Raw genomic sequence first — 21138 nt, 5'->3', positions numbered from 1 at the left:
GGGAGGAATAATCCCCGGGTGCACAGCGTCCTCGCTGTCATATTTCTTCAAAGGAACCACGTCCCACGCGAACCGCGTGAAGACGGGGTATCAACATATCTGGCGTTGACTTTTGGCACGCTGTTGAGTTCTCAAGGAACGGAAGCTTCCTTCGGTCACCGTTTCCGGCGCCCTCCGGGCTTTCCCTTCGTGTTTCCCACTGTACTCCGCTCTCCCGCCGATTCATAATCGGCGATCCGCGGCCACTCGGAATCGAATTCCGGGCGCGCCGACAGGAGATCCGAAGATCGGAAGCGACGTAGGAGTGGGTTGCCGCTCGTCCGCGGGAGTCGGTTCCGAACCGTGCCTCCCGTTTCAGCGGCTCGGTCTACGTTACGGACCGGCGGCGGCCGAGTCAAGTTCGGCCGCCGCTCAAACGTGGATTTCCGGCCGTCTCAGACGAGTTCGATCGCGCCGAGGTTGCGCTTGCCGCGCCGCAGGACCAGCCAGCGGCCGTGGATCAGGTCGGCGGCGGCCGGCGTCGCGTCCTCGGACTCCACCTTGACGTTGTTCACGTACGCGCCCCCCTCCTTGATGGTACGGCGGGCGGCCGACTTGCTGGGGACCAGCTCGACCAGGGCGAGCAGGTCCGCCACGGGCGCGAGTTCGGTCACCTCGGCCTGCGGCAGCTCGCTGAGCGCGGCGGCCAGGGTGGCCTCGTCGAGGGCGCCGAGCTCTCCCTGGCCGAAAAGTGCCCTTGAGGCGGCGACCACGGCCGCGCACTGCTCGGCGCCGTGGACGAGGGTGGTGAGTTCCTCGGCCAGCGCGCGCTGCGCCGCGCGCGCCTGGGGTCGCTCCGCGGTGGCGCGCTCCAGCTCCTCGATCTCCTCGCGCGTTCTGAAGCTGAAGATCCGCAGGAAGGTGGAGACGTCGCGGTCGTCCGCGTTCAGCCAGAACTGGTAGAAGGCGTACGGCGTGGTCATCCCGGGGTCGAGCCAGACGGCGCCGCCCTCGGTCTTGCCGAACTTCGTGCCGTCCGCCTTGGTGATCAGCGGGGTGGCCACCGCGTGCACCGCGGCGCCCTCGACACGGTGGATGAGGTCGATACCGGCCGTGAGGTTGCCCCACTGGTCGCTGCCGCCGGTCTGGACGGTGCAGCCGTACCGCCGGTACAGCTCCAGGAAGTCCATGCCCTGCAGGATCTGGTAGCTGAACTCCGTGTAGCTGATGCCCTGGTCGGAGTTGAGCCGGCGCGCCACCGCCTCCTTGGTGATCATCTTGTTCACGCGGAAGTGCTTGCCGACGTCCCGCAGGAACTCGGTGGCGGACAGACCCGAGGTCCAGTCGAGGTTGTTGACCATGACGGCCGCGTTGGGCCCCTCGAAGGAGAGGTACGGCTCGATCTGGGCACGCACCCGCCCCACCCACTCGGCGACGACCGCCGGGTCGTTCAGCCGGCGCTCCGCGGTCGGCTTGGGATCGCCGATGAGGCCGGTGGCGCCGCCGACGAGGCCGAGCGGGCGGTGTCCGGCCAGCTGGAAGCGGCGGATGGTGAGGATCTGGACCAGGTTGCCCACGTGGAGGCTGGGCGCGGTGGGGTCGAAGCCGCAATAGACCGTGACCGGGCCGTCCGCGAACGCCTTGCGCAGTGCGTCCTCGTCAGTGGATACGGCGATCAGTCCGCGCCACTGCAGCTCGTCGACGATGTCCGTCACGGTTCCGTGTCTCCTCTTCCCTGTTCCCGGCTCCCGGTCCCCGGTGTTGCCGGCGTGCGGTTTACGAGCGTACGCGGTCCGGGCCGCGCCCCGCTCGCCACTTGTCGCGGGCCGCGGGACGCGGTCGGTAGGCGCGTGAGCGTCGGTCGGCGGCGGCGGTCGCGGTCGCGGTCGCGGTCGCGGTCGATGGTTTTCGGCCTCCGGCCGGTCAGCGGCGCTTGCGCGGGGTGTGGGGGCGGTAGGGGCTGACCGTGGGGTCGCCGTCGATCCAGTAGCGCCAGGGGTGGTCGGCGCCCTCGCCGCCGACGCCTGTGCGCGGCCCGGTGCGCACGGCGTCGGGTGACGGCGGCGTCCCGGTGAGGACGCGGAAGGGGCCACCGTCGTCGGAGCAGGCGTCGCAGCCGTTGAGGGTGCGGTCGACGGCCAGGGCGATGGCGAGCCGGGCGGGTCCCTGGGCGAGGTCGCTGGGCTTGCGCGAGGTCGGCCGGTGGACGCGGGCCAGGTCGGCGCCCCTGGTGATCTCCCCGGCACGCAGCAGGACCCCACTGGCCCGGCCTTCCGGACCGCACACCAGGTTGAGGCAGTGCCACATGCCATAGGTGAAGTAGACGTACGTGTGGCCGGGCGGACCGAACATCACGGCGTTGCGGTCGGTGCGGCCGCGGTAGGCGTGCGAGCCCGGGTCGTTCGGGCCGTCGTACGCCTCGACCTCGGTGAGCCGCAGTTCGATCGGGCCCTTGTCGGTGCTGCGCACCAGGGTGCGGCCCAGCAGGTCGGGCGCGATCTCCAGGACCGGCCGGTCGAAGAACGAACGGCTGAGGGGGGTCCTCGGGGACGCTGGGATCACAGCAGACGAGAGTAGTGGACGCGCTGTCGGCGGTTCACGGCGGTGGGTGGCGGGCGCGACGGCCGGGCGGGATCTAGGCTCGTGGCCGTCAGTGATCAGTCATCAGCGATCAAGCAGGAGGTGCCGAGGTGACCGAGCAAGCGCGGCGGCCGCTCCCCCATGACTACCATCCGCCGGTGCCGGAGTTCACGGTGGTGAGCGACGACGTGGCGCCGGGCGCGACCTTGAAGGACGACCAGGTGTTCGCGGCGGGCAACGTCTCCCCGCATCTGCGCTGGACGGGCTTTCCCGAGGAGACCCGGAGCTTCGCGGTGACGTGCTACGACCCGGACGCCCCGACCGGCAGCGGGTTCTGGCACTGGGTGGTGTTCGACATTCCGGCGTCGGTCACGGAGCTGCCGCGGGGGGCGGGGTCGGCCGGGTTCGTAGGGCTTCCCGAGGGCGCGGTGCACGCGCGCAACGACTACGGCTCGAAGGACTTCGGCGGCGCGGCGCCGCCGCCCGGTGACGGTCCGCACCGCTACGTGTTCACCGTGTACGCGGTCGACACGGAGAAGCTGGGACCGGATTCCGACACCTCTCCGGCGGCGGTGGGCTTCAACCTGCGCTTCCACACGCTGGGGCGGGCGCAGCTCATCGGCGAGTACGAGGCGCCGGACGGCGGCTGAGCGGCGGGCCGGACCCGTGGGCGGGCCGGACCCGTGGGCGTACGAAGGACGGCCCCGCGTCCGGCCCGCCGCAAGGTTTACGGAAGGCCGGGGCGCGGCGGGAAAACGTGTTGCCGTTCCCCGGTCGCCGGGCGCAGAGTTGTCCTTCGCCCGGTGACTCGGTGGGCTCCGGCAAGACGCCCGGAGACGGCCCTGTCCCGGGTCGGCCGGCACCGCGCGAGCGGGGGCGGCGGGGCGCTGCGCCGGGCGGTCGTTCGCCGCGCGGCCCTGCCGTCCGCCGGAGCCCGGCGCCACCACCACCGGGTGTCCGCGCCGGCCTGAGCGCTCCGGATGCGCCGTCTCACGGGGGGCGGCATCCGGAGCGCGACCTCTCGTTCCCGCCCGTGTTCGCCGCCTCTTTCCGGAATCTTTCCCTGCTCCCCCCTACCCGGTCACGCGCCGTCCGCCCGGGAGAAATTGCGTTGTTCACGGGCATGCCCAGGGGCACAGTGGAGCCACTTCGCCGCTGGGGCGGGGCGAGAGCCGGGAGGTGGGCGACGTGCGGGAGACGCTGGTGTTGAATGCGAGTTTCGAGCCTCTGTCGACGGTGTCGCTGCGGCGCGCGATCGTGCTGGTGATGCAGGACAAGGCGGTGGTGGAGCAGGCCCATCCCGGGCTGCGCCTGCGCGCGGCGGCGGTGGACGTGCCGGTGCCGCAGGTGATCCGGCTGTGCCGGTACGTGCGGGTGCCGTTCCGACAACGGGCGCCGTGGTCGCGCCGGGGTGTGCTGGTACGTGACCGGCACCGGTGCGCGTACTGCGGGCGGCGGGCCACGACCGTCGACCACGTGCAGCCCAAGTCGCGCGGGGGCGGGGACACCTGGCTGAACACGGTGGCCGCGTGCGCGGAGGACAACCAGCGCAAGGCGGACCGTACTCCCGAGCAGGCCGGGATGCGGCTGCTGGTGCGGCCGTTCGAGCCGACGCCGGCGGACGCGCTGCTGCTGGCGCTGGGTGTGAGGGACCGGGAGAGTCTGCCGCAGTGGCTGGGGCTGCCGGCCTGAGCGGTCGTTCGCCGGCCGGGCGGGCGGCGGTACGTGAGGCATGGCCCGCGTACCGTCGCCCGGCCGTGCATGGGCCGGGCCCGGGCCGTCCGCTGTCCGCTGTCCGCTGTCCGCTGCTGTCCGCTGTCCGAGGGGCGGGCGTCCGGGAGCCGGGCGGCTATCTGAGGACGAGTTGGACGATGGCCACGACGCCCACGACGACGATGAGGGCGCGCAGGGCCGTGGGGGGCAGGCGGCGGCCGACGCGGGCGCCGAGGACGCCGCCGATGGTGGCGCCGGCGGCGATGAGGCCGACCGCCGCCCAGTCCATGTGGGCGATGACGATGAAGAAGATCGCGGCGATGCCGTTGACTATGGCGGCCAGGACGTTCTTGAGGCCGTTGACCCGTTGCAGGGTGTCGTCGAGGAGGAGTCCCATCAAGGACAGGTAGAGGACTCCCTGGGCGGCGCCGAAGTAGCCGCCGTACACGCTGGCCAGGAACATGCCGATGGCCAGGACCGGGCCGCCGTGCGTGGGAACGGCGGTGCCCTCGCGGGCGCGGCGCGCCTGGAGGGTGCGGGCGAGCCGGGGCTGCAGGACGACCAGGACGAGGGCGGCGCCGACCAGTCCCGGCACGATCGCGTCGAAGGCCTTGGACGGCAGGGTGACGAGCAGGACGGCCCCGGTGGCGCCGCCGACCAGGCAGACGATGCCGAGCCGGATCAGCCGGTCGCGCTGGCCGGTGAGTTCCCGCCGGTAGCCGATGGCGCCGGCGACCGAGCCGGGCACGAGGCCGAGCGCGTTGGACACGTTGGCGGTGACGGGTGACAGGCCGACCGCCAACAGGACGGGGAAGGTGATGAGGGTGCCGGAACCGACGATCGTGTTGATGGTGCCCGCGCCGATTCCGGCCGCGAGGACGGCCAGGGCTTCCACTGGTGACATGAGTACTCCCATGATCGCTGTGCGTCCTCCCCGCCGCTTGTGGGGTCGAGGGGCGCGCAGCGATCATGTCACAGCGGGGACGCGTCAGTTCTTGTCGAACGGCGGGGATTCCCGGCGGGGGGCCGGAGTGGTGGCCGCACCGCCGTTGCCGTTGCCGCCGCTGCCCGGGGCGCCGGGGATGTTGACTATCCCGCCGAGGCCCTTGAGGGCGTCGTTGAGTTCGCTGGGGATGATCCACAGCTTGTTGGCTTCGCCCTCGGCGATCTTCGGCAGCATCTGCAGGTACTGGTAGGCCAGCAGCTTCTGGTCGGGGTCGCCGGCGTGGATGGACTCGAAGACCGTGCGGATCGCCTGGGCCTCGCCCTCCGCGCGCAGGGCCGCGGCCTTGGCCTCGCCCTCCGCGCGCAGGATCTGGGACTGCTTCTCGCCCTCGGCGGTGAGGATCTGGGACTGCCGGACGCCTTCGGCGGTGAGGATGGCGGCGCGCTTGTCCCGGTCGGCGCGCATCTGCTTCTCCATCGAGTCCTGGATGGAGGTGGGCGGCTCGATCGCCTTGAGTTCGACGCGGTTGACGCGGATGCCCCACTTGCCGGTCGCCTCGTCGAGGACGCCGCGCAGGGCCGCGTTGATCTCCTCGCGCGAGGTCAGGGTCCGCTCCAGGTCCATGCCGCCGATGATGTTGCGCAGGGTGGTGACGGTGAGCTGCTCGATCGCCTGGATGTAGCTGGCGACCTCATAGGTGGCGGCCCGCGCGTCGGTCACCTGGTAGTAGATGACCGTGTCGATGTTCACCACCAGGTTGTCCTGGGTGATGACCGGTTGCGGCGGGAACGGCACGACCTGTTCGCGCAGGTCGATCCGGTTGCGGATGGTGTCGATGAAGGGGACGACGATGTTCAGGCCGGCGCTGAGGGTGCGGGTGTAGCGCCCGAAGCGCTCCACGATGGCCGCCTGTGCCTGGGGGATGACCTGGACCGTCTTGATCAGCGCGATGAAGACGAGCACCACCAGGATGATGAGGACGATGATGATGGGCTGCATACCCGACTCCCGCGCCGCTTGGCCGTTTGATGATCGATTTTCGCAGACCACTCGCGCGCCGCGGGCCGGGTTCGGCGAATTCCCGGTCCGTGGCCGGCGGATGGCCTGATGCATGACTGCCCGCCGGGCGGGCCGCGGCTACATCACCACGGCGGTCGCCCCGTCGATCTCCACCACGTCCACCTGCTGTCCGGGGTCGAAGACCCGGCCGCTCTCCAGCGCCCGGGCGGACCAGATCTCCCCCGCGAGCTTGATCCGGCCGCCTTCGCCGCCGTCGACCCGTTCGAGGACGACGGCCTGGCGGCCCTTGAGCGCGTCGACGCCGCTGCGCAGTTCGGGGCGCTGCCTCTGGTGCCGGTACGCGATCGGGCGTACGACGGCGATGAGGGCGACCGAGACGATGACGAAGACCAGGACCTGCGCGACGATGCCCGTGCCCAGGGCGGCGGTGATCGCGCCGGCCACCGCGCCGACGGCGAACATGCCGAATTCCGGCATCGCCGTGACCACCAGTGGGATGCCGAGACCCACCGCGGCTATGAGCCACCACAACCAAGCGTCCACGTCACCCATCGTAGGCGCGCGGACCCCCTGTGCGGCAGTCCCAAAAGGCCCTGGAGCGCGCCGATTTGCCCGGAAGGCGGGAGCGGGGCCGGGGTGGCGCGGGGGCGTGGGGGGGCGCACGGCCCGTCAGGAGGGCGGCGGTCCGGCGGCGCTCCGCGCGGTGGCGGTCCGTCAGGACAGCGGCAGTCCGGCGGCGGTCCAGCGGTCGCCGCGGCGCTCGACGACGAGCGGCAGGCCGAAGCAGACGGAGAGGTTGCGGGAGGTGAGCTCGCTCTCCACGGGCCCGGCGGCGACCACCTTGCCCTGACGGATCATCAGGACGTGGGTGAAGCCGGGCGCGATCTCCTCGACGTGGTGGGTGACCATGATCATGGAGGGGGCGATCGGGTCGCGGGCGAGCCGGCCCAGTCGCCGTACGAGGTCCTCGCGGCCGCCGAGGTCGAGGCCGGCCGCGGGTTCGTCGAGCAGCAGCAGTTCGGGGTCGGACATCATGGCGCGGGCGATCAGGGTGCGCTTGCGCTCTCCCTCGGAGAGGGTGCCGAATTTGCGGTCGAGGAAGTCGTTCATCCCCAGCCGGTCCAGGAAGGCGCGGGCGCGGTCCTCGTCCACCTGCTCGTAGCCCTCGTGCCAGGTCGCGGTCATGCCGTACGCGGCGGTGAGCACGGTCTGCAGGACGGTCTGCCGGCGCGGCATCTTCTCGGCCATCGCGGCGCCGGCCATGCCGATGCGGGGGCGCAGTTCGAATACGTCCACGCTGCCGAGCTTCTCGCCGAGGATCTGGACGGTGCCGGTGGTCGGGAAGAGGTAGCTGGAGGCCACGTTCAGGAGGGTCGTCTTGCCGGCGCCGTTGGGCCCCAGGACGACCCAGCGCTCACCTTCGGAGACGGACCACGAGACCTGGTCCACCAGAGCCCGTCCGTCGCGGACCACGGATACGTCCACCAGCTCCAGCACATCGCTCATGAGCGCGTTGTCTCCCATTGCAGTCTCGTCAGTCCGCAGCGCCGGGGCGTCGGCACGTGCCGGAAGGAACCCCCGGGGAAAACTTACGCCACCGTGCGGCGGGTCCAGTCCATAGGCTGGGGGCATGCTTGATGAACCTCGTTCAGGACGGCTGGTCGCGTGGGGAAATGCCCTGCTTGCCGGACTTGTGGCGCCCGATGACGTGGCCGGCCGGATCACGGCCGGTGACGCGGCGCACCGGGTCTCGGGACTGCCCGGGGAGGAGCACGGGCCGGTCGGTCTGACCCTGGGCCTGGGCCGGCTGCGGGCGCTGGGGGTGACCGGGCTGCGGCTGGCGATGCCGGTCCCGGGGCATCCGCTGGGGCTGAGCGGTCCGCCGGAGTTCAACGCGCGCGCGATGGAGGCCGGCGAGGCCGCCGTCACCGTGGGTGGCGCCTTCCTCGGCCTGGTGCCCGAGGTCCGCGAGGCCGGGCCGGCGGGCGACGTGCACGTGGAGGTCGAGTGGAAGTGCCTTCCGGTACGGGACGCGCCGCCGGCCGACGTGCCGTCTCTGGCCGAGGCGGAACGGGAGCTGGCGGAGGCGCTGCGGGACGCGACGGAGGCGCTGGCGCGGCTCGACGTGGCGGGCGCGGGGCCGGCCGCGCAGGCCGCGCAGGAGGCGTACCGGGCGCGGGCGGCGCGCGGGCGGGAGGTGCTCGCGCCGGGTTACCCCCCGCGTGCGGTACGCGTCCTCGAACTGGCCCAGCGGGTCGCCGCGCTCGTCACCATTGCCGCGGACGGCCACGGCGGCGCGGTGAGCGCCTCCCAGATCGCGACCCGGGCGGACGTGCTGCGGCCGGTGGAGCGGACGGCGCGGAGGGCGCAGGTGGCGGCCTACAACGCTTATGTGGAGGAGGCGGAGCGGCGGAGGCCCTGAGGTCGGGTGGGGTCTGCGCGGCTTGGGCTTGTGGGGTTCCCCCTGCGGGGGGCTTGCGGCCTGGCGGCCGGGGGCGTCCCTGTTCCGGAGGGGTGAGGGGTGGCCGGCGTTGTCGCCGGACCACCTGGCGGTGGGGGCCGGACCGATCCGCAGGGGCGGCTGGCCTCGTCGCCGGACCACCTGGCGGTGGGGGGTTGCTCGCGCAGTTCCCCGCGCCCCTGGGTACACCGGGGGCGAGCCCCGACCGCCGCGCCGGGCACCTCGGGCCGCACCGATCCGCAGGAGTGGCTGGCCTCGTCGCCGGACCACCTCACCGTAGAGGGTTGCTCGCGCAGTTCCCCGCGCCCCTGAGTACACCGGGGCTGGGCCGCCCCCGCGCCCCTGGGGCCTCCGGGGGCGGGCCGCCCGCGCCCCGCGGTGCTTCGGGGCGGGGCGCGCGCCGCGGTCTGTGGGGGGGCTTTGGGGTGCGGTCGGGGGGTCAGCCGAGGTTGTTGCGGACGGCCCACAGTGCGGCCTGGGTGCGGTCGGAGAGGTCGAGCTTCATGAGGATGTTGGACACGTGGGTCTTGACGGTCTTCTCGGACAGGACGAGGGCGCGGGCGATCTCGCGGTTGGAGCGGCCGTCGGCGATGAGGCCGAGGACTTCGCGTTCGCGGTCGGTGAGGGACGTGCCGCGGCTCTGGCCGGGCGCGGTCTCGTCCGGGGTGAGGAGCGCGCCGGCCACTTCGGGCTGGAGCAGGACGTGGCCGGCGTGGACCGAGCGGATCGCGTCGGCGAGGGCGACGGGGTCGACGTCCTTGTAGACGTAGCCCGCCGCGCCGGCCCGCAGGGCGGGGACCACGGTGCGCTGCTCGGTGAAGCTGGTCACGATGAGGACCCGGGCCGGGCTGCCCGCGTCGCGCAGCAGCCGCAGGGCCTCGATGCCGTCGGTGCCGGGCATCTTGACGTCCATGAGGATCACGTCGGGCCGCAGCTCCTGGGCGCGGGCCGCGCCCTCGTCGCCGTCGCCGGCCTCGCCGACGACCTCGATGTCCTCCTGGACCTCCAGGAACGTACGCAGGCCGCGGCGCACCACTTGGTGGTCGTCGACGAGCAGCACGCGGATGACGTTGTCACCCACCGGGCACCTCCATCTCGATGACGGTGCCCTTGCCGGGCTCCGACTGCACGGTCAGGCTGCCGCCGACGCCGCTCGCGCGGTCCCGCATCGAGACCAGCCCCAGGTGGCGGCCGGCCCGGCGCACGACGGAGGGGTCGAAGCCGCGGCCGTCGTCGACGACACGCAGCCGGGCCCCTTTGCCGCGCCCCTCCAGGATGACGCTGACGGTGGTGGCGTGCGCGTGCCGCAGCGCGTTGTGCATGGCCTCCTGGGCGACCCGCAGCAGCGCCTCCTCCTGGGCGGAGGGCAGCGCCCGTACCTGGCCGGAGCGGAAGGTGACGCCCGCGCTGTGCGCCCGGTCGAGTACGTCGGCCTGGGTGCGCAGGGTGGCGACGAGGCCGTCCTCGTCCAGGGCCGCGGGCCTCAGCTCGACCACGACGGCCCGCAGCTCGTCGGCGGCCTCGGCGGCCAGCGCGGCGACCTGCCGGATCTCGTCCTTGGCGCGGGCCGGGTCCTTGTCGACGAGGGCAGCCGCGGCCTGGGCGGTCAGCCGCAGGGAGAACAGCTTCTGCGACACCGCGTCGTGCAGTTCGTGGGCGATCCTGGCCCGCTCCCCCGCCAGCGTCAGCTCGCGGCTGCGCTCGTAGAGCCGGGCGTTGGTCAGGGCTATCGCGGCGTGGTCGGCGAGGATCCGCAGCAGGTCCTCGTCCTGCTCGCTGAAGCCGCAGACGCCGGGCTCCTTGACGCAGGCCTTGTTGGCCAGAAAGAGGGCGCCGAGGACCTCCTCCTCGTCGAGGATCGGCATGCCGATGAAGTCCGTCATCACCGGGTGGGCGCGCGGCCAGCCGGCGAAGCTCTCGAAGGTGCGCACGTCGGCCAGGCGCACGGGGGTGGCCTGCTGCAGCATCGCCGCGAGCACGCCGTGCTGCCTGGGCAGCGGGCCGATGGCCCGCCACTGCTCGTCGTCGACGCCGTCCACCACGAACTGGGCGAAGCCGCCGTGGTCGTCGGGCACGCCCAGCGCCGCGTACCGCGCGCCGAGCAGCTCGCGGGCGGAGGCCACGATGGTCTGCAGGACCTCGCGCACCTCCAGCCGGCGGTTCATCGCCAGGACCGCGGCGCTGACCGCTTCGATTCCGCCTCTGGCCGACCGGTGGGACATGCCCTTACCGTACCGGCGCCGTGTGACGGTACGTATGCGCCGCGGGTCCCGGCCGTCGTGGGACCTGCGGACTAGGGCGAAGTGCCCGCGGGTGCTGCGGCGGGCGGCCGAGGCGGCCGGGACGGCGCCGTTCCTACGGTGGGCGCCAGGTGACCCGGGACGGCCCGGGTCGGTTCGTCGGTACGCGGAGGCGTGAATCATGCCGGTGGCGATCATCACGGGGGCGTCGCGGGGACTGGGCCGGGCGCTGGCCGGCGCCTTGGCCGCGCGCGGCTGGGACCTGGTCCTGGACGGGCGGGGCGAGGAGGCGCTGCGGACGGCCGCGGCGGAGCTGGATCGGGACATCGGCGGGGCGCGCGCGGGACGGGTGGAGGGGATACCCGGCGACGTCACCGACCCCGCGCACCGGGAGCGGCTGGTGGCCGCGGCCGTGGCGCTGGGCGGGGTCGACCTGCTGGTGAACAACGCCAGCGCCCTGGGCGCGGAGCCGTTGGTGCCGCTGGCCGAGCTGGCGGAGGCGGGGCTGCGGGAGGCGCTGGAGACCAATGTGACGGCTCCGCTGGCGCTGATCCGGGCGGCGCTGCCGTCGCTGCGGGCGGCGCGCGGGGCGGTCGTCAACATCAGCTCGGACGCGGCGGTGGAGGCGTACCCCACGTGGGGAGGGTACGGCGCCGCCAAGGCCGCGCTCGACCGGCTCTCGGCGGTGCTCGCCGAGGAGGAGCCCGCGCTTCGGGTGTGGGCGGTCGACCCCGGTGACCTGCGGACGCGGTTGTACGAGGCGGCCGTGCCCGACGACCCGGACTTCGCGGCCCGGCCGCTGCCCGAGTCGGTGGTCCCCGCCTTCCTGCGGCTGCTGGACGAGCGGCCGGACAGCGGCAGGTACACGGCTCCCGCGCTGCTGGCGGCGGCGCGATGAGCGCGGTGCGCGACGACACGGAACGCGGCGCCGACGCCCTCGCCGCACTGCGGATGCCGCCCGGGCGGATGGCCACCAGGCCCGCCCCGCGGCGCGACGCGGTGCGACTGCTGGTCGGTCGGCGGGGTTCCGGCGAGGTCACCGACCACGCCTTCCGCGAGTTGCCCGGGCTGCTGCGGGCGGGCGACGTGCTGGTGGTGAACACCTCGCGGACGCTGCCCGCGGCGGTGGACGCGCGACTGGACGGCGGGGGCGGCGGGCACGGCACGGGCGGCGCGGGCGGCGGTCGTACGGAGCCGGTGGTCGTGCACTTCTCCACCCGCCGCGACGACGGTTCGTGGGTGGTGGAGGTGCGTACCCCAGACGGGCGCGGTTCGACGGTCCGCCGCCCCGGCGGCCCCGGCGGCGCGGCCCTGGAGCTGGCCGGGGGCGCCCGGCTGGTGCTGCGGGAGCCGCTGGACGCGGCCGGCGACCGGCTGTGGATCGCCCGGGCGTCCGTGGCGGACGTGCCGCGGTACCTGGAGCGGCACGGGCGGCCCATCCGCTACTCCTACACCGAGCGTGACCAGCCGCTGGCGGCGTACCAGACGGTGTTCGCCCGGCGGTCCGCGGACGGGCTGGGGTCGGCGGAGATGCCGAGCGCGGGCCGTCCCTTCACCGCGGGCCTGGTGACCGAGCTGGTCAGCCGGGGGGTGCAGATAGCGCCGATCGTGCTGCACACGGGGGTGGCGTCGGCGGAGGCGCACGAGCCGCCGTACGCCGAGCGGTTCGCCGTGCCCGCGAGCACGGCCTGGCAGGTCAACGCGGCCCGCGCGGCCGGCGGCCGGGTGGTGGCGGTGGGCACCACGGCGGTACGGGCGCTGGAGTCGGCGGCCGACGAACGCGGTGTGGTGCGGCCGGCCGAGGGCTGGACGGAGCTGGTGGTGACCCCGCGGCGGGGGGTGCGGGCGGTGGACGGCCTGCTGACCGGCCTGCACGAGCCCGAGGCGTCGCACCTGCTGATGCTGAGGGCGCTGTCCGGCGGCGCGCTGCTGGAGCGGGTGTACCGGCGGGCGCTGTCCGGCGGCTACCTGTGGCACGAGTTCGGGGACGTCAACCTGCTTCTCCCCTACTAGTGCTGTGGCCGGGAAGATTCACCGGCTCGCGACGCCCGGCACGGCACCTCGCGGCGTTGCCGAATCGACCGAGTAGGCCCACTACGAGGCCGATCCGGCGCCTTGCGATCCACCGCACCGGACGCCGCGAGCTACCGGCAAACCTTCCCGGCCACAGCACTAGGAACCGCGGGCCGGTCCTGCGCCTCGCGGTCTGCCCCGACATCAGCCGAAATATCGTCACACCCGGCACCCTCCCGATCACCTCACGCGATCGGGAGGGTGCCCCCCTGTGAGGTCACCTATAGGACGCGCGTCACATACTAAGCCGGATAGTCGAATGCACCCCGGGGAATGGGCGCGATGAATGCGGGAGGGTCCGCGTACTGCCCGTCCTCCTACGAATTCCATTCGTAGCGGCGTTGATTGACCCCCGTTTTGCGACCACTTAAGAATTTCCAGGTCCGCAACCGGAAGAGGTTCAATCCATGCAGCTCCCCACGATCCCGAAGATCGGCCGACTGTCCAAGAAGCACAAGATCACGGCGGCCGGTGCCGCCGCCGCGGCCGCAGTGATTCTGACGGTCACCGGTCTCCAGGCGACCGGTGGGACCGCGGTCGCCGCAGGCGACCCCACTGGCTTCTCCGTCTCCACCGGCGACAAGGTCAAGGCCCTCGACGCCAAGACCGGCATGGCGTCCCAGCAAGCGATGGCCGACGCCGCCAAGAAGCAGGCAGACGCCCAGCACAAGGCCGCGGCCGACGCCGCCGCCAAGCAGGCCGACGCCAGGAAGGCCGCCCAGGCCGCCGCGAAGAAGCAGGCTGCCGCGCGCGCCGGCCACAAGGCCGCCGCCGACCGCTCCGAGCACCGCGTGAAGCTGGCCGTGAAGCACGCGGTCAAGGCCACCTCGAAGCCGGCCGCCAAGCCCGCTGCCAAGCCGGCTCCCAAGCCCCCGGTGGTGCACGTCGCGCAGCCGGTCGCGTACAGCAACAACCTGGACGGCTGGATCCGCCAGTCGCTGGCCATCATGCACGCCCACCACATTCCGGGCAGCTACAACGGCATTTACCGCAATGTCATGCGTGAGTCGAGCGGCAACCCGATGGCGATCAACCTGTGGGACATCAACGCCCGCAACGGCATTCCCTCCAAGGGCCTGCTGCAGGTGATCGACCCGACCTTCCGCGCGTACCACGTCGCGGGTACCTCGTGGAACATATACAACCCGGTGGCGAACATCACCGCCGCGTGCAACTACGCCGCCGACAAGTACGGCTCGATGGACAACGTGAACTCGGCGTACTGACGCGATTGCGACGCGATTCCGAGTGATTCGCTGATTCCGCTCATGCGAAGGGCGGTGGGGCTTCCCGGGAAGCCCCACCGCCCTTCGCGCGTCCGCGTACCGCGAGCGGTCGACCCGCGGTTCTCAATTGCCGGTCGTCAGTTGCGCATGACTTCCGGCTCGTGCCTGCGCAGCAGCCGGGCGACGATGAAGCCGAGCAGCACGCCGAGCGCCAGCAGCACCACCATGTCCAGCGTCCAGGCGCCCGCGGTGTGCTTCCACAGCGGGTCGACGGACTTGCCCGACTGGTCCCACGGGAGCAGCGTGTTGAGGTCGGCCGTGGCGCCGGCGCCCGCCACCGCCCAGCGGGCCGGCATCAGCCAGGCGAGCTGCTCGACGCCGGGCTTGCCGAAGAGCTGGAAGAGCACGCCGGTGAAGACGATCTGCACGATGGCGAACATCACCAGCAGCGGCATGGTCTTCTCCGCCGTCTTCACCAGGGCCGAGATGATCAGTCCGACCATCATCGAGGTGAACCCGAAGGCCATGATCACCAGGGCCATCTCGATGGCCGGGTGGCTCTTGAGGATCACGCCCTGGGTGGGCAGCTTGCGCGGTGCGAAGCCGATGCCGCAGATGATCGCGCCCTGCAGCACGGTGATCAGGCCGAGCACGATGATCTTGGACATCAGGTACGCGGACCGGGACAGGCCCACCGCGCGTTCGCGTTCGTAGATCACCCGTTCCTTGATCAGCTCGCGGACGGAGTTCGCGGAGCCCGCGAAGCACGCCCCGACCGCGAGGATCATCAAGATGGTGCCCGCGTCCTTGTTCTGCAGGTGGTACTGGGCCGGTCCGTAGCCCAGGCCGCTCTTGGCGGGTATGAGCACGCTGACGGTGCCGAGCACGGCCGGCAGGATCACCATCAGGCCGATGAAGCCCTTGTCGGAGATGATCACCGACAGATAGCGCCTGACCAGGGTGAAGAGCTGCGCGCCCCAGCCCTGCGGCTTGGGCGGCCGGGCGGCCTGCTGCGGGATGTAGTGGGCCTGCTGCGGAGCGGCGTCCAGTTCGGCGGCGTACATCTGGTAGTGCTGCGAGCCGCGCCAGCGGCCGGACCAGTCGTAGTCGCGGTAGTTCTCGAACGCCGAGAAGACGTCGGCCCAGGTCTCGTAGCCGAAGAAGGCCAGCGCCTCGTCCGGCGGCCCGAAGTACGCGACCGAGCCGCCCGGCGCCATGACCAGCAGCTTGTCGCACAGCGCGAGCTCGGCGACGGAGTGGGTGACCACCAGGACGGTGCGGCCGTCGTCGGCCAGGCCGCGCAGCAGCTTCATCACGTCGCGGTCCATGCCCGGGTCGAGGCCGGAGGTCGGCTCGTCGAGGAAGATCAGCGACGGCTTGGTGAGCAGTTCCAGGGCCACCGAGACGCGCTTGCGCTGGCCGCCGGACAGGGAGGTGATCCGCTTGTCCGCGTGGATGTCGAGCTTCAGCTCGCGCAGCACCTCGTTGATCCGCGCCTCGCGCTCGGTGGACTGGGTGTCGCCGGGGAAACGCAGCTTTGCCGCGTACCGCAGAGCGGTCTTGACCTGCAGTTCCTTGTGGAGGATGTCGTCCTGCGGTACCAGGCCGATGCGCTGGCGGAGCTCGGCGAAGTGCTTGTAGAGGTTGCGGTTGTCGTAGAGCACCTCCCCCTGGTCGGCCGGACGGTAGCCGGTCAGCGCCCGCAGCAGGGTGGACTTGCCGGAGCCGGACGGGCCGATCACGCCGATCAGCGACTTCTCCGGCACCCCGAAGGAGACGTCCTTGAGGATGGTCTTGGTGGTCTTGCCGTGCGGTACCTGCACCGACAGGCGGCGGGCGGAGAAGGAGACCGCGCCGGTGTCGACGAACTCCTCCAGCCGGTCGCCCACCAGGCGGAAGGTGGAGTGGCCGACGCCGACGATGTCGTTGGGGCCCAGCAGGTGGCGCTGGATGGGCTGGCCGTTGACGTACGTGCCGTTGTGGCTGCCCAGGTCGACGATCTCGTACCGGCCGTCGGGGTGCGCGTGGAACTCGGCGTGGTAGCGCGAGACCTGCAGGTCGGAGACGACCAGCTCGTTCTCCAGCGCGCGGCCGATGCGCATCACACGGCCGAGGGCGAGCTGGTGGAAGGTGGTCGGGCTGCGGTCGCTGCGGCCGCCCGGCTGCCCGCCCTGACCGGCCTGCGGCCGCGGGACGCCCTGCGGGGCCTGCGCGTACGGCTGCGGCGGCTGCTGGTACGGGGCCTGCCCCGGCTGCGCAGGCGGCGGCTGCTGTACGGGCGCTCCTCCCCAGCCCTGCTGCGGCGCCTGCTGCGGCACCTGGGCGGGCGGCGCGCCCCAGCCGCCGGGGCCCGCGGGCTGCCGCAGTGGCGGGGCGGCCGGCGCGGCGGCCTGGGCTGCCGCCGCCTGGGGCGGCGCCGGGGCCTGGCCCTGCGGCTGCCCCGCGTACATCGGCTGCTGCGGTATGTGCTGCTGGGCGGGCTGGTACTGCTGGTGCGGCACGCCCGGGGCCTGCCCCTGGGCCGGGCCCTGCGCCTGGGCCTGTGCGGCCGCCCCGCCGTACGAGGCGCTCGGCGCGGCGGGCCGCGCGTCGCCGGTGAAGGTCAGCCGGGGTCCGTCGGTGGCGTTGCCGAGGTGGACGGTGGAACCGGGTCCCACGTCGGTCTGCTGGACCCTTTGGCCTTGCACGTAGGTGCCGTTGGTGCTGCCGAGGTCCTCGATCACCCAACCGCGTTCTCCGCGGCGGATGGTGGCGTGTCGCCAGGACACCCGCGCGTCGTCGAAGACCACATCGGCCTGCGGGTCGCGCCCCAGGCTGTACGACCGGGACGCGTCCAACGCCCAGGTCCGACCGTTCAATTCGAGTACGAGTTCAGGCACCCCATGCCCCATTGGTTGTTCCCCCGAGTAGTCCCCCATGGGGGGAGTCTAGGGATTGCGAACATCGGGAGGAACTATGGCAGGCCCCGGGCTCGTAACAGAAAACCGTCCCGCGGAACGCTTTGTCGCCGTCCTGTCGCAGGTCTGCGACGGCGGTCGCGGTGCCGGCCGGCGGGTGTCCCGTGAGCGTGGTTCCGTGACCGTCCGCACGGGACCGCCGGGCCGCGACCGTGTGCCCGCGGCCGCCTGCCCGTAGCCGTGTGCCCGCGGCCGTCGGGCGGCGGGCCGCGGTACGCGGTACGGGGCCGGGCCGCCGGGTGGCACTCCACTGCGGCCGTCCGCGGCGGCTGTCCGCAGAGCGGGACGGAGGGGCGGGAAGATCGGTCTGCCGGTTAGCGTGGTAACACCATGGAAGACGCTCTCCGGACTACGCCCGCTCCCGCGGACCCCGCGCGGGACGCGCCCACTCTTCTGGTCAAGATCTTCGGCAAGGACAGGCCCGGGATCACCGCCGGTCTCTTCGAGACGCTCGCCGCGTACGGCGTGGACGTGGTGGACATCGAGCAGGTCGTCACCCGGGGCCGGATGGTGCTGTGCGCCCTTGTGACCATGCCGGAGGGCCGCGGCCTGGAGGGTGAGCTGCGGGCGACCGTGCACACCTGGGCCGAGGCGTCGCGGATGGAGGCCGAGATCATCTCGGGCCGCGGCGACAACCGTCCGCGCGGCGAGGGACGCTCCCACGTGACGGTGCTGGGCAGCCCGCTGACGGCGGAGTCGACGGCGGCCATAACGGCGCTGATCACCCGGGCGGGCGGCAACATCGACCGGATCTTCCGGCTGGCGAAGTACCCGGTGACGGCCGTGGAGTTCGCGGTCTCCGGCGCCGAGCCGGCCGAGCTGCGCTCGGCGCTGGCGGTGGCCTCCTCCTCGCACGGCGTGGACGTCGCGGTGATGCCGGCCGGACTGCAGCGCCGGGCGCAGCGGCTGGTGGTCATGGACGTGGACTCCACCGTGATCCAGGACGAGGTCATCGAGCTGTTCGCCGCGCACGCCGGCTGCGAGGAGCAGGTCGCCGAGATCACCGCGGCGGCGATGCGCGGCGAGCTGGACTTCGCGCAGTCGCTGCACGCCCGGGTGGCCCTGCTGGCCGGGCTCGACGCCTCCGTCGCGGACAAGGTGCGGGCCGAGGTGCGGCTGACGCCCGGCGCCCGCACCCTGGTGCGTACGCTCAAGCGTCTCGGCTACCAGGTCGGCGTCGTCTCCGGCGGCTTCACCCAGGTGACCGACGACCTCAAGGAGCGGCTGGGCCTGGACTTCGCGGCGGCCAACACCCTGGAAGTGGTCGACGGGAAGTTCACCGGCAAGGTCGTGGGGCCGGTCGTGGACCGTGCGGGCAAGGCCCGCCACCTGCGGAGCTTCGCCGAGCAGGCCGGGGTGCCGCTGAGCCAGACGGTGGCGGTCGGCGACGGCGCCAACGACCTGGACATGCTCAACGCCGCCGGCCTTGGCGTCGCCTTCAACGCCAAGCCGGTCGTCCGCCAGGCCGCCGACACGGCCGTGAACGTGCCCTTCCTCGACACGGTGCTGTACCTGCTGGGAATCACCCGCGAGGAGATCGAGGCGGCTGACGCGCTGGACGGCGTGCCGACGAACGAATAGGCGGACGGGCGAACAAGGCGTACCGGGGCCCGCAGGCGGGTGGCAGCACGGGGCGCACACGACGACCGCGCGCGCCCCGTGCTGCGAGCCGGCGCCGGGCTACTTCTCGTGCGGCGCCCAGAACGAGGTGAGCCGGCCCACCCCGTGCTCGACGCTCTTCCAGGAGCCGGGGACGGTGAGGACCGCGAAGGCGGCGGTGGGGAAGCCCCGGCTCATCCTGGCCAGGGCGTCGGGCTCGCCGCTGCCCGCCATGGCGTCGGCCAGGGCGTGCACGCCGGGGTTGTGGCCGATCAGCAGCAGCGTGCCGATGTCGTCGGGGGTCTCGCTCACCAGGGCCAGCAGATCGCCGAGCGTGGCCTCGTAGAGCCGCTCCTCGTAGACCGTACGGGGGCGGTGCGGCAGCTCGTGGGCCACCAGCTTCCAGGTCTCGCGGGTACGGGCGGAGGTGGAGCACAGGGCGAGGTCGGGGGTGACGCGGTCCTGGACGATGCGGCGGCCGACGGCGGGAGCGTCCTGCCGGCCGCGGTCGGCCAGCGGCCGTTCGTGGTCGGGGACTTGCGGCCAGTCCGCTTTGGCGTGCCGGAGCAGGACCAGGGTGCGGGGCGAATCGGCGGTCATGCCCCTCAGCTTTCCAGAAAACCGGCGGTCAGGCGCGGGATGGGCGTCCCGCCGGCGCCCGCTGCCATGAGGTGGGTCACACGCCGGGCGCGGTGGGCACGATCGGTCCCGTACCGCTCACAGCAGGTGGTGGACGAGGTCGGGCAGCATCATGAGGAAGCGGCCGGCCCAGTCGCCGGAGGAGGCGGCGGACGAGGCGTGCGCGGCGCCGCCGGTGAGCAGGGCCAGCAGCGTGGCGAAGGCCACCGCGGGCAGCGCCACGGCCCACCACGGCAGGCTGGTCTGCACCCCTGTGCCGGCGGACCCGCGTCCTGGGTCGCGGGTGCCGGTGTGGTCGCGTCCCGAGGCGGCGCGTCCGGGCCGCGCGGCGGCGGACCGGGGCTGCCGGGCGTACAGGTGCGGGGACTGCGTGGTCACGGTGACCGCCTCCGGGATGACCGTCGAAGAGCCTGAAGTGCTGGATGTCCGAGTGCACTTCGACGCTACGAGGGCGGGGCGGACCGGCCCATCCGGTCGTCCACCCACTTGACCCTGACCCTGACCCCCTAGGGATGGTGGGGTTGTCCCCACCCCCCGCTCGGGGTCGCGGCCCGGGACGGTCTACGGAAGGTCGCTCATCCCATCCGGGCGGCGATGGTGGCGACCACAGCGACGAGGGCGGGCACCCCCATCATCAGACCGAAGAGGATGAGCAGTCGCCGCTGGGGCTGCGGGGGATCCGGTTCGAGTACGGGCATGCGCCCAGTGTGGCACCGGGCCGTCGGCCGGCAGGACCAGGGGTCGCGGTTCGTCCTCGATGTACCGGTTGTACTGGTTGCGCCCGGCCGGTCGCCGCCGTTCGCGACGGCGACCCGGACGAGGCCGTGCGGTCGGTCGGGGCGGTGGGGGCGGTCGGTCGGGCCCGGGAGCAGGCGTTCCGCCGCGCCCCGGGCCCGTACCGATGCCAGGGCTCAGGCGCCGACCGCGTGCAGCCCGCCGTCGACGTGGATGATCTCGCCGGTGGTCTTGGGGAACCAGTCCGACAGGAGGGCGACGACGCCGCGGCCGGCCGGCTCGGGGTCGGACATGTCCCACTCCAGCGGGGAGCGGTGGTTCCAGACGTCGGCCAGCTCCGCGAAGCCCGGGATGGACTTGGCGGCCATCGAGCCGATGGGACCGGCCGACACGAGGTTGCAGCGGATGTTCTGCTTGCCCAGGTCGCGGGCGAGGTAGCGGGAGGTCGCCTCCAGTGCGGCCTTGGCCGGGCCCATCCAGTCGTACTGCGGCCAGGCGAACTGCGCGTCGAAGGTGAGGCCGACGACCGAGCCGCCGCCGGTGCCGGTGGCGCTGTCGAACTCCGGCATCAGGGGCAGGCACGCCATGGTGAGCGACTTCAGGGAGTACGCCGAGACGTGCATCGCGGTGGCGACGGACTCGAAGGGGGTGTTGAGGAAGTTCCCGCCCAGGGCGTCCTGCGGGGCGAAGCCGATGGAGTGGACGACGCCGTCGAGGCCGCCGAGCTCCTCGCGCACCACCTGCTCCAGGCCGGCCAGGTGCTCGGCGTTGGTGACGTCGAGTTCGACCACCTTCGCGGGCGCGGGCAGCTTCTTGGCGATCCGCTCGGTCAGGGTGGGCCGCGGGAAGGCGGTCAGGATGATGTGGGCGCCCTGTTCCTGGGCCAGCTTCGCGGTGTGGAAGGCGATGGAGGACTCCATCAGCACACCGGTGATCAGGATGCGCTTGCCGTCGAGGATTCCGCTCATGG

General features: G+C 72.5%; 20 protein-coding genes. 7 read left to right on the top strand and 13 right to left on the bottom strand.

Translation table 11 applies throughout. The annotated features are described in order from the left end of the window. Positions 1-434 precede the first annotated feature (434 nt). On the bottom strand, positions 435-1694 hold the full coding sequence (gene tyrS, locus K7G61_RS21540) for a tyrosine--tRNA ligase (protein WP_225848558.1): 1260 nt from the start codon (positions 1692-1694) through the stop codon (positions 435-437). Between the two features lie 208 nt (positions 1695-1902). Then, positions 1903-2541 (bottom strand): DNA-3-methyladenine glycosylase, encoded by a 639-nt coding sequence (locus tag K7G61_RS21535; protein ID WP_225848557.1) that lies wholly within the window; start codon positions 2539-2541, stop codon positions 1903-1905. Between the two features lie 128 nt (positions 2542-2669). Here K7G61_RS21535 and K7G61_RS21530 point away from each other — a divergent pair, with 128 nt between their 5' ends. Next, on the top strand, positions 2670-3209 hold the full coding sequence (locus K7G61_RS21530) for a YbhB/YbcL family Raf kinase inhibitor-like protein (RefSeq protein ID WP_225848556.1): 540 nt from the start codon (positions 2670-2672) through the stop codon (positions 3207-3209). Between the two features lie 538 nt (positions 3210-3747). Beyond that, positions 3748-4251, top strand: a complete 504-nt coding sequence (locus K7G61_RS21525) for an HNH endonuclease (RefSeq protein WP_225848555.1) — start codon at positions 3748-3750, stop codon at positions 4249-4251. Positions 4252-4408: 157 nt separating this feature from the next. Here K7G61_RS21525 and K7G61_RS21520 read toward each other — a convergent pair whose 3' ends face one another. From K7G61_RS21520 to K7G61_RS21505, 4 genes are all read right to left on the bottom strand, one after another. Next, entirely contained in the window at positions 4409-5176 is a 768-nt protein-coding gene (locus tag K7G61_RS21520) for a sulfite exporter TauE/SafE family protein (protein ID WP_225848554.1), read from the bottom strand. An 84-nt stretch (positions 5177-5260) separates the two neighbouring features. Next, positions 5261-6217, bottom strand: a complete 957-nt coding sequence (locus tag K7G61_RS21515; RefSeq protein ID WP_225848553.1) for an SPFH domain-containing protein — start codon at positions 6215-6217, stop codon at positions 5261-5263. A gap of 138 nt (positions 6218-6355) precedes the next feature. Next, positions 6356-6790 carry an NfeD family protein gene (locus K7G61_RS21510; protein WP_225848552.1) on the bottom strand — a complete coding sequence of 145 codons (435 nt, stop codon included), beginning with the start codon at positions 6788-6790 and terminating at the stop codon, positions 6356-6358. Positions 6791-6952: 162 nt separating this feature from the next. Next, complete coding sequence (locus K7G61_RS21505) at positions 6953-7744, bottom strand: ABC transporter ATP-binding protein (RefSeq protein WP_225848551.1); 792 nt, start codon at positions 7742-7744, stop codon at positions 6953-6955. A gap of 124 nt (positions 7745-7868) precedes the next feature. Between K7G61_RS21505 and K7G61_RS21500 the strand changes: the two genes are divergently transcribed. Continuing rightward, the gene (locus K7G61_RS21500; protein WP_225848550.1) at positions 7869-8660 is read left to right on the top strand and encodes a hypothetical protein; all 792 of its coding nucleotides are present in this window, start codon (positions 7869-7871) and stop codon (positions 8658-8660) included. 478 nt (positions 8661-9138) lie between these two features. On the opposite strand, the gene K7G61_RS21495 is transcribed toward K7G61_RS21500, so the two are convergent. Together K7G61_RS21495 and K7G61_RS21490 are read right to left on the bottom strand one after the other, a co-directional pair. Continuing rightward, positions 9139-9780: a response regulator transcription factor gene (locus K7G61_RS21495; protein WP_225848549.1), complete on the bottom strand. Its 642-nt coding sequence runs from the start codon at positions 9778-9780 to the stop codon at positions 9139-9141. After that, complete coding sequence (locus K7G61_RS21490; RefSeq protein ID WP_225848548.1) at positions 9773-10921, bottom strand: GAF domain-containing sensor histidine kinase; 1149 nt, start codon at positions 10919-10921, stop codon at positions 9773-9775. The genes K7G61_RS21495 and K7G61_RS21490 overlap by 8 nt, the downstream gene beginning before the upstream one ends. 199 nt (positions 10922-11120) lie before the next feature. On the opposite strand from K7G61_RS21490, the gene K7G61_RS21485 reads away from it, so the two are divergent. From K7G61_RS21485 to K7G61_RS21475, 3 genes are all read left to right on the top strand, one after another. Further along, complete coding sequence (locus K7G61_RS21485) at positions 11121-11837, top strand: SDR family oxidoreductase (RefSeq protein WP_225848547.1); 717 nt, start codon at positions 11121-11123, stop codon at positions 11835-11837. Continuing rightward, positions 11834-12952, top strand: a complete 1119-nt coding sequence (locus K7G61_RS21480; protein ID WP_374204197.1) for an S-adenosylmethionine:tRNA ribosyltransferase-isomerase — start codon at positions 11834-11836, stop codon at positions 12950-12952. Before K7G61_RS21485 ends, K7G61_RS21480 begins: the two co-directional genes overlap by 4 nt. Positions 12953-13419: 467 nt before the next feature. Beyond that, positions 13420-14238 carry a transglycosylase SLT domain-containing protein gene (locus K7G61_RS21475; protein WP_225848546.1) on the top strand — a complete coding sequence of 273 codons (819 nt, stop codon included), beginning with the start codon at positions 13420-13422 and terminating at the stop codon, positions 14236-14238. Positions 14239-14375: 137 nt separating this feature from the next. On the opposite strand, the gene K7G61_RS21470 is transcribed toward K7G61_RS21475, so the two are convergent. Beyond that, positions 14376-17129 carry an FHA domain-containing protein gene (locus tag K7G61_RS21470; RefSeq protein WP_225848569.1) on the bottom strand — a complete coding sequence of 918 codons (2754 nt, stop codon included), beginning with the start codon at positions 17127-17129 and terminating at the stop codon, positions 14376-14378. Between the two features lie 396 nt (positions 17130-17525). Here K7G61_RS21470 and serB point away from each other — a divergent pair, with 396 nt between their 5' ends. After that, a complete protein-coding gene (gene serB, locus K7G61_RS21465) occupies positions 17526-18776 on the top strand; it encodes a phosphoserine phosphatase SerB (protein ID WP_225848545.1) in 1251 nt (416 codons plus the stop codon). 99 nt (positions 18777-18875) lie between these two features. Here the strand turns inward: serB and K7G61_RS21460 are convergent, their stop codons facing one another. The 4 genes from K7G61_RS21460 to fabI all read right to left on the bottom strand — a co-directional run bounded on the left by K7G61_RS21460 (position 18876) and on the right by fabI (position 21136). Then, positions 18876-19394 carry a histidine phosphatase family protein gene (locus K7G61_RS21460; RefSeq protein ID WP_225848544.1) on the bottom strand — a complete coding sequence of 173 codons (519 nt, stop codon included), beginning with the start codon at positions 19392-19394 and terminating at the stop codon, positions 18876-18878. 117 nt (positions 19395-19511) lie between these two features. Beyond that, positions 19512-19811 (bottom strand): hypothetical protein, encoded by a 300-nt coding sequence (locus tag K7G61_RS21455; RefSeq protein WP_225848571.1) that lies wholly within the window; start codon positions 19809-19811, stop codon positions 19512-19514. A gap of 197 nt (positions 19812-20008) precedes the next feature. Beyond that, complete coding sequence (locus K7G61_RS36520; protein ID WP_263984652.1) at positions 20009-20131, bottom strand: SGM_5486 family transporter-associated protein; 123 nt, start codon at positions 20129-20131, stop codon at positions 20009-20011. A 213-nt stretch (positions 20132-20344) separates the two neighbouring features. Further along, complete coding sequence (fabI, locus tag K7G61_RS21450) at positions 20345-21136, bottom strand: enoyl-ACP reductase FabI (protein ID WP_225848543.1); 792 nt, start codon at positions 21134-21136, stop codon at positions 20345-20347. Between the last annotated feature and the right edge of the window lie 2 nt (positions 21137-21138).

This window comes from Streptomyces sp. HPF1205 (assembly GCF_020400825.1).
Taxonomy (GTDB): Bacteria; Actinomycetota; Actinomycetes; order Streptomycetales; family Streptomycetaceae; genus Actinacidiphila.
This window is presented reverse-complemented; position numbering and strand designations above follow the sequence as displayed.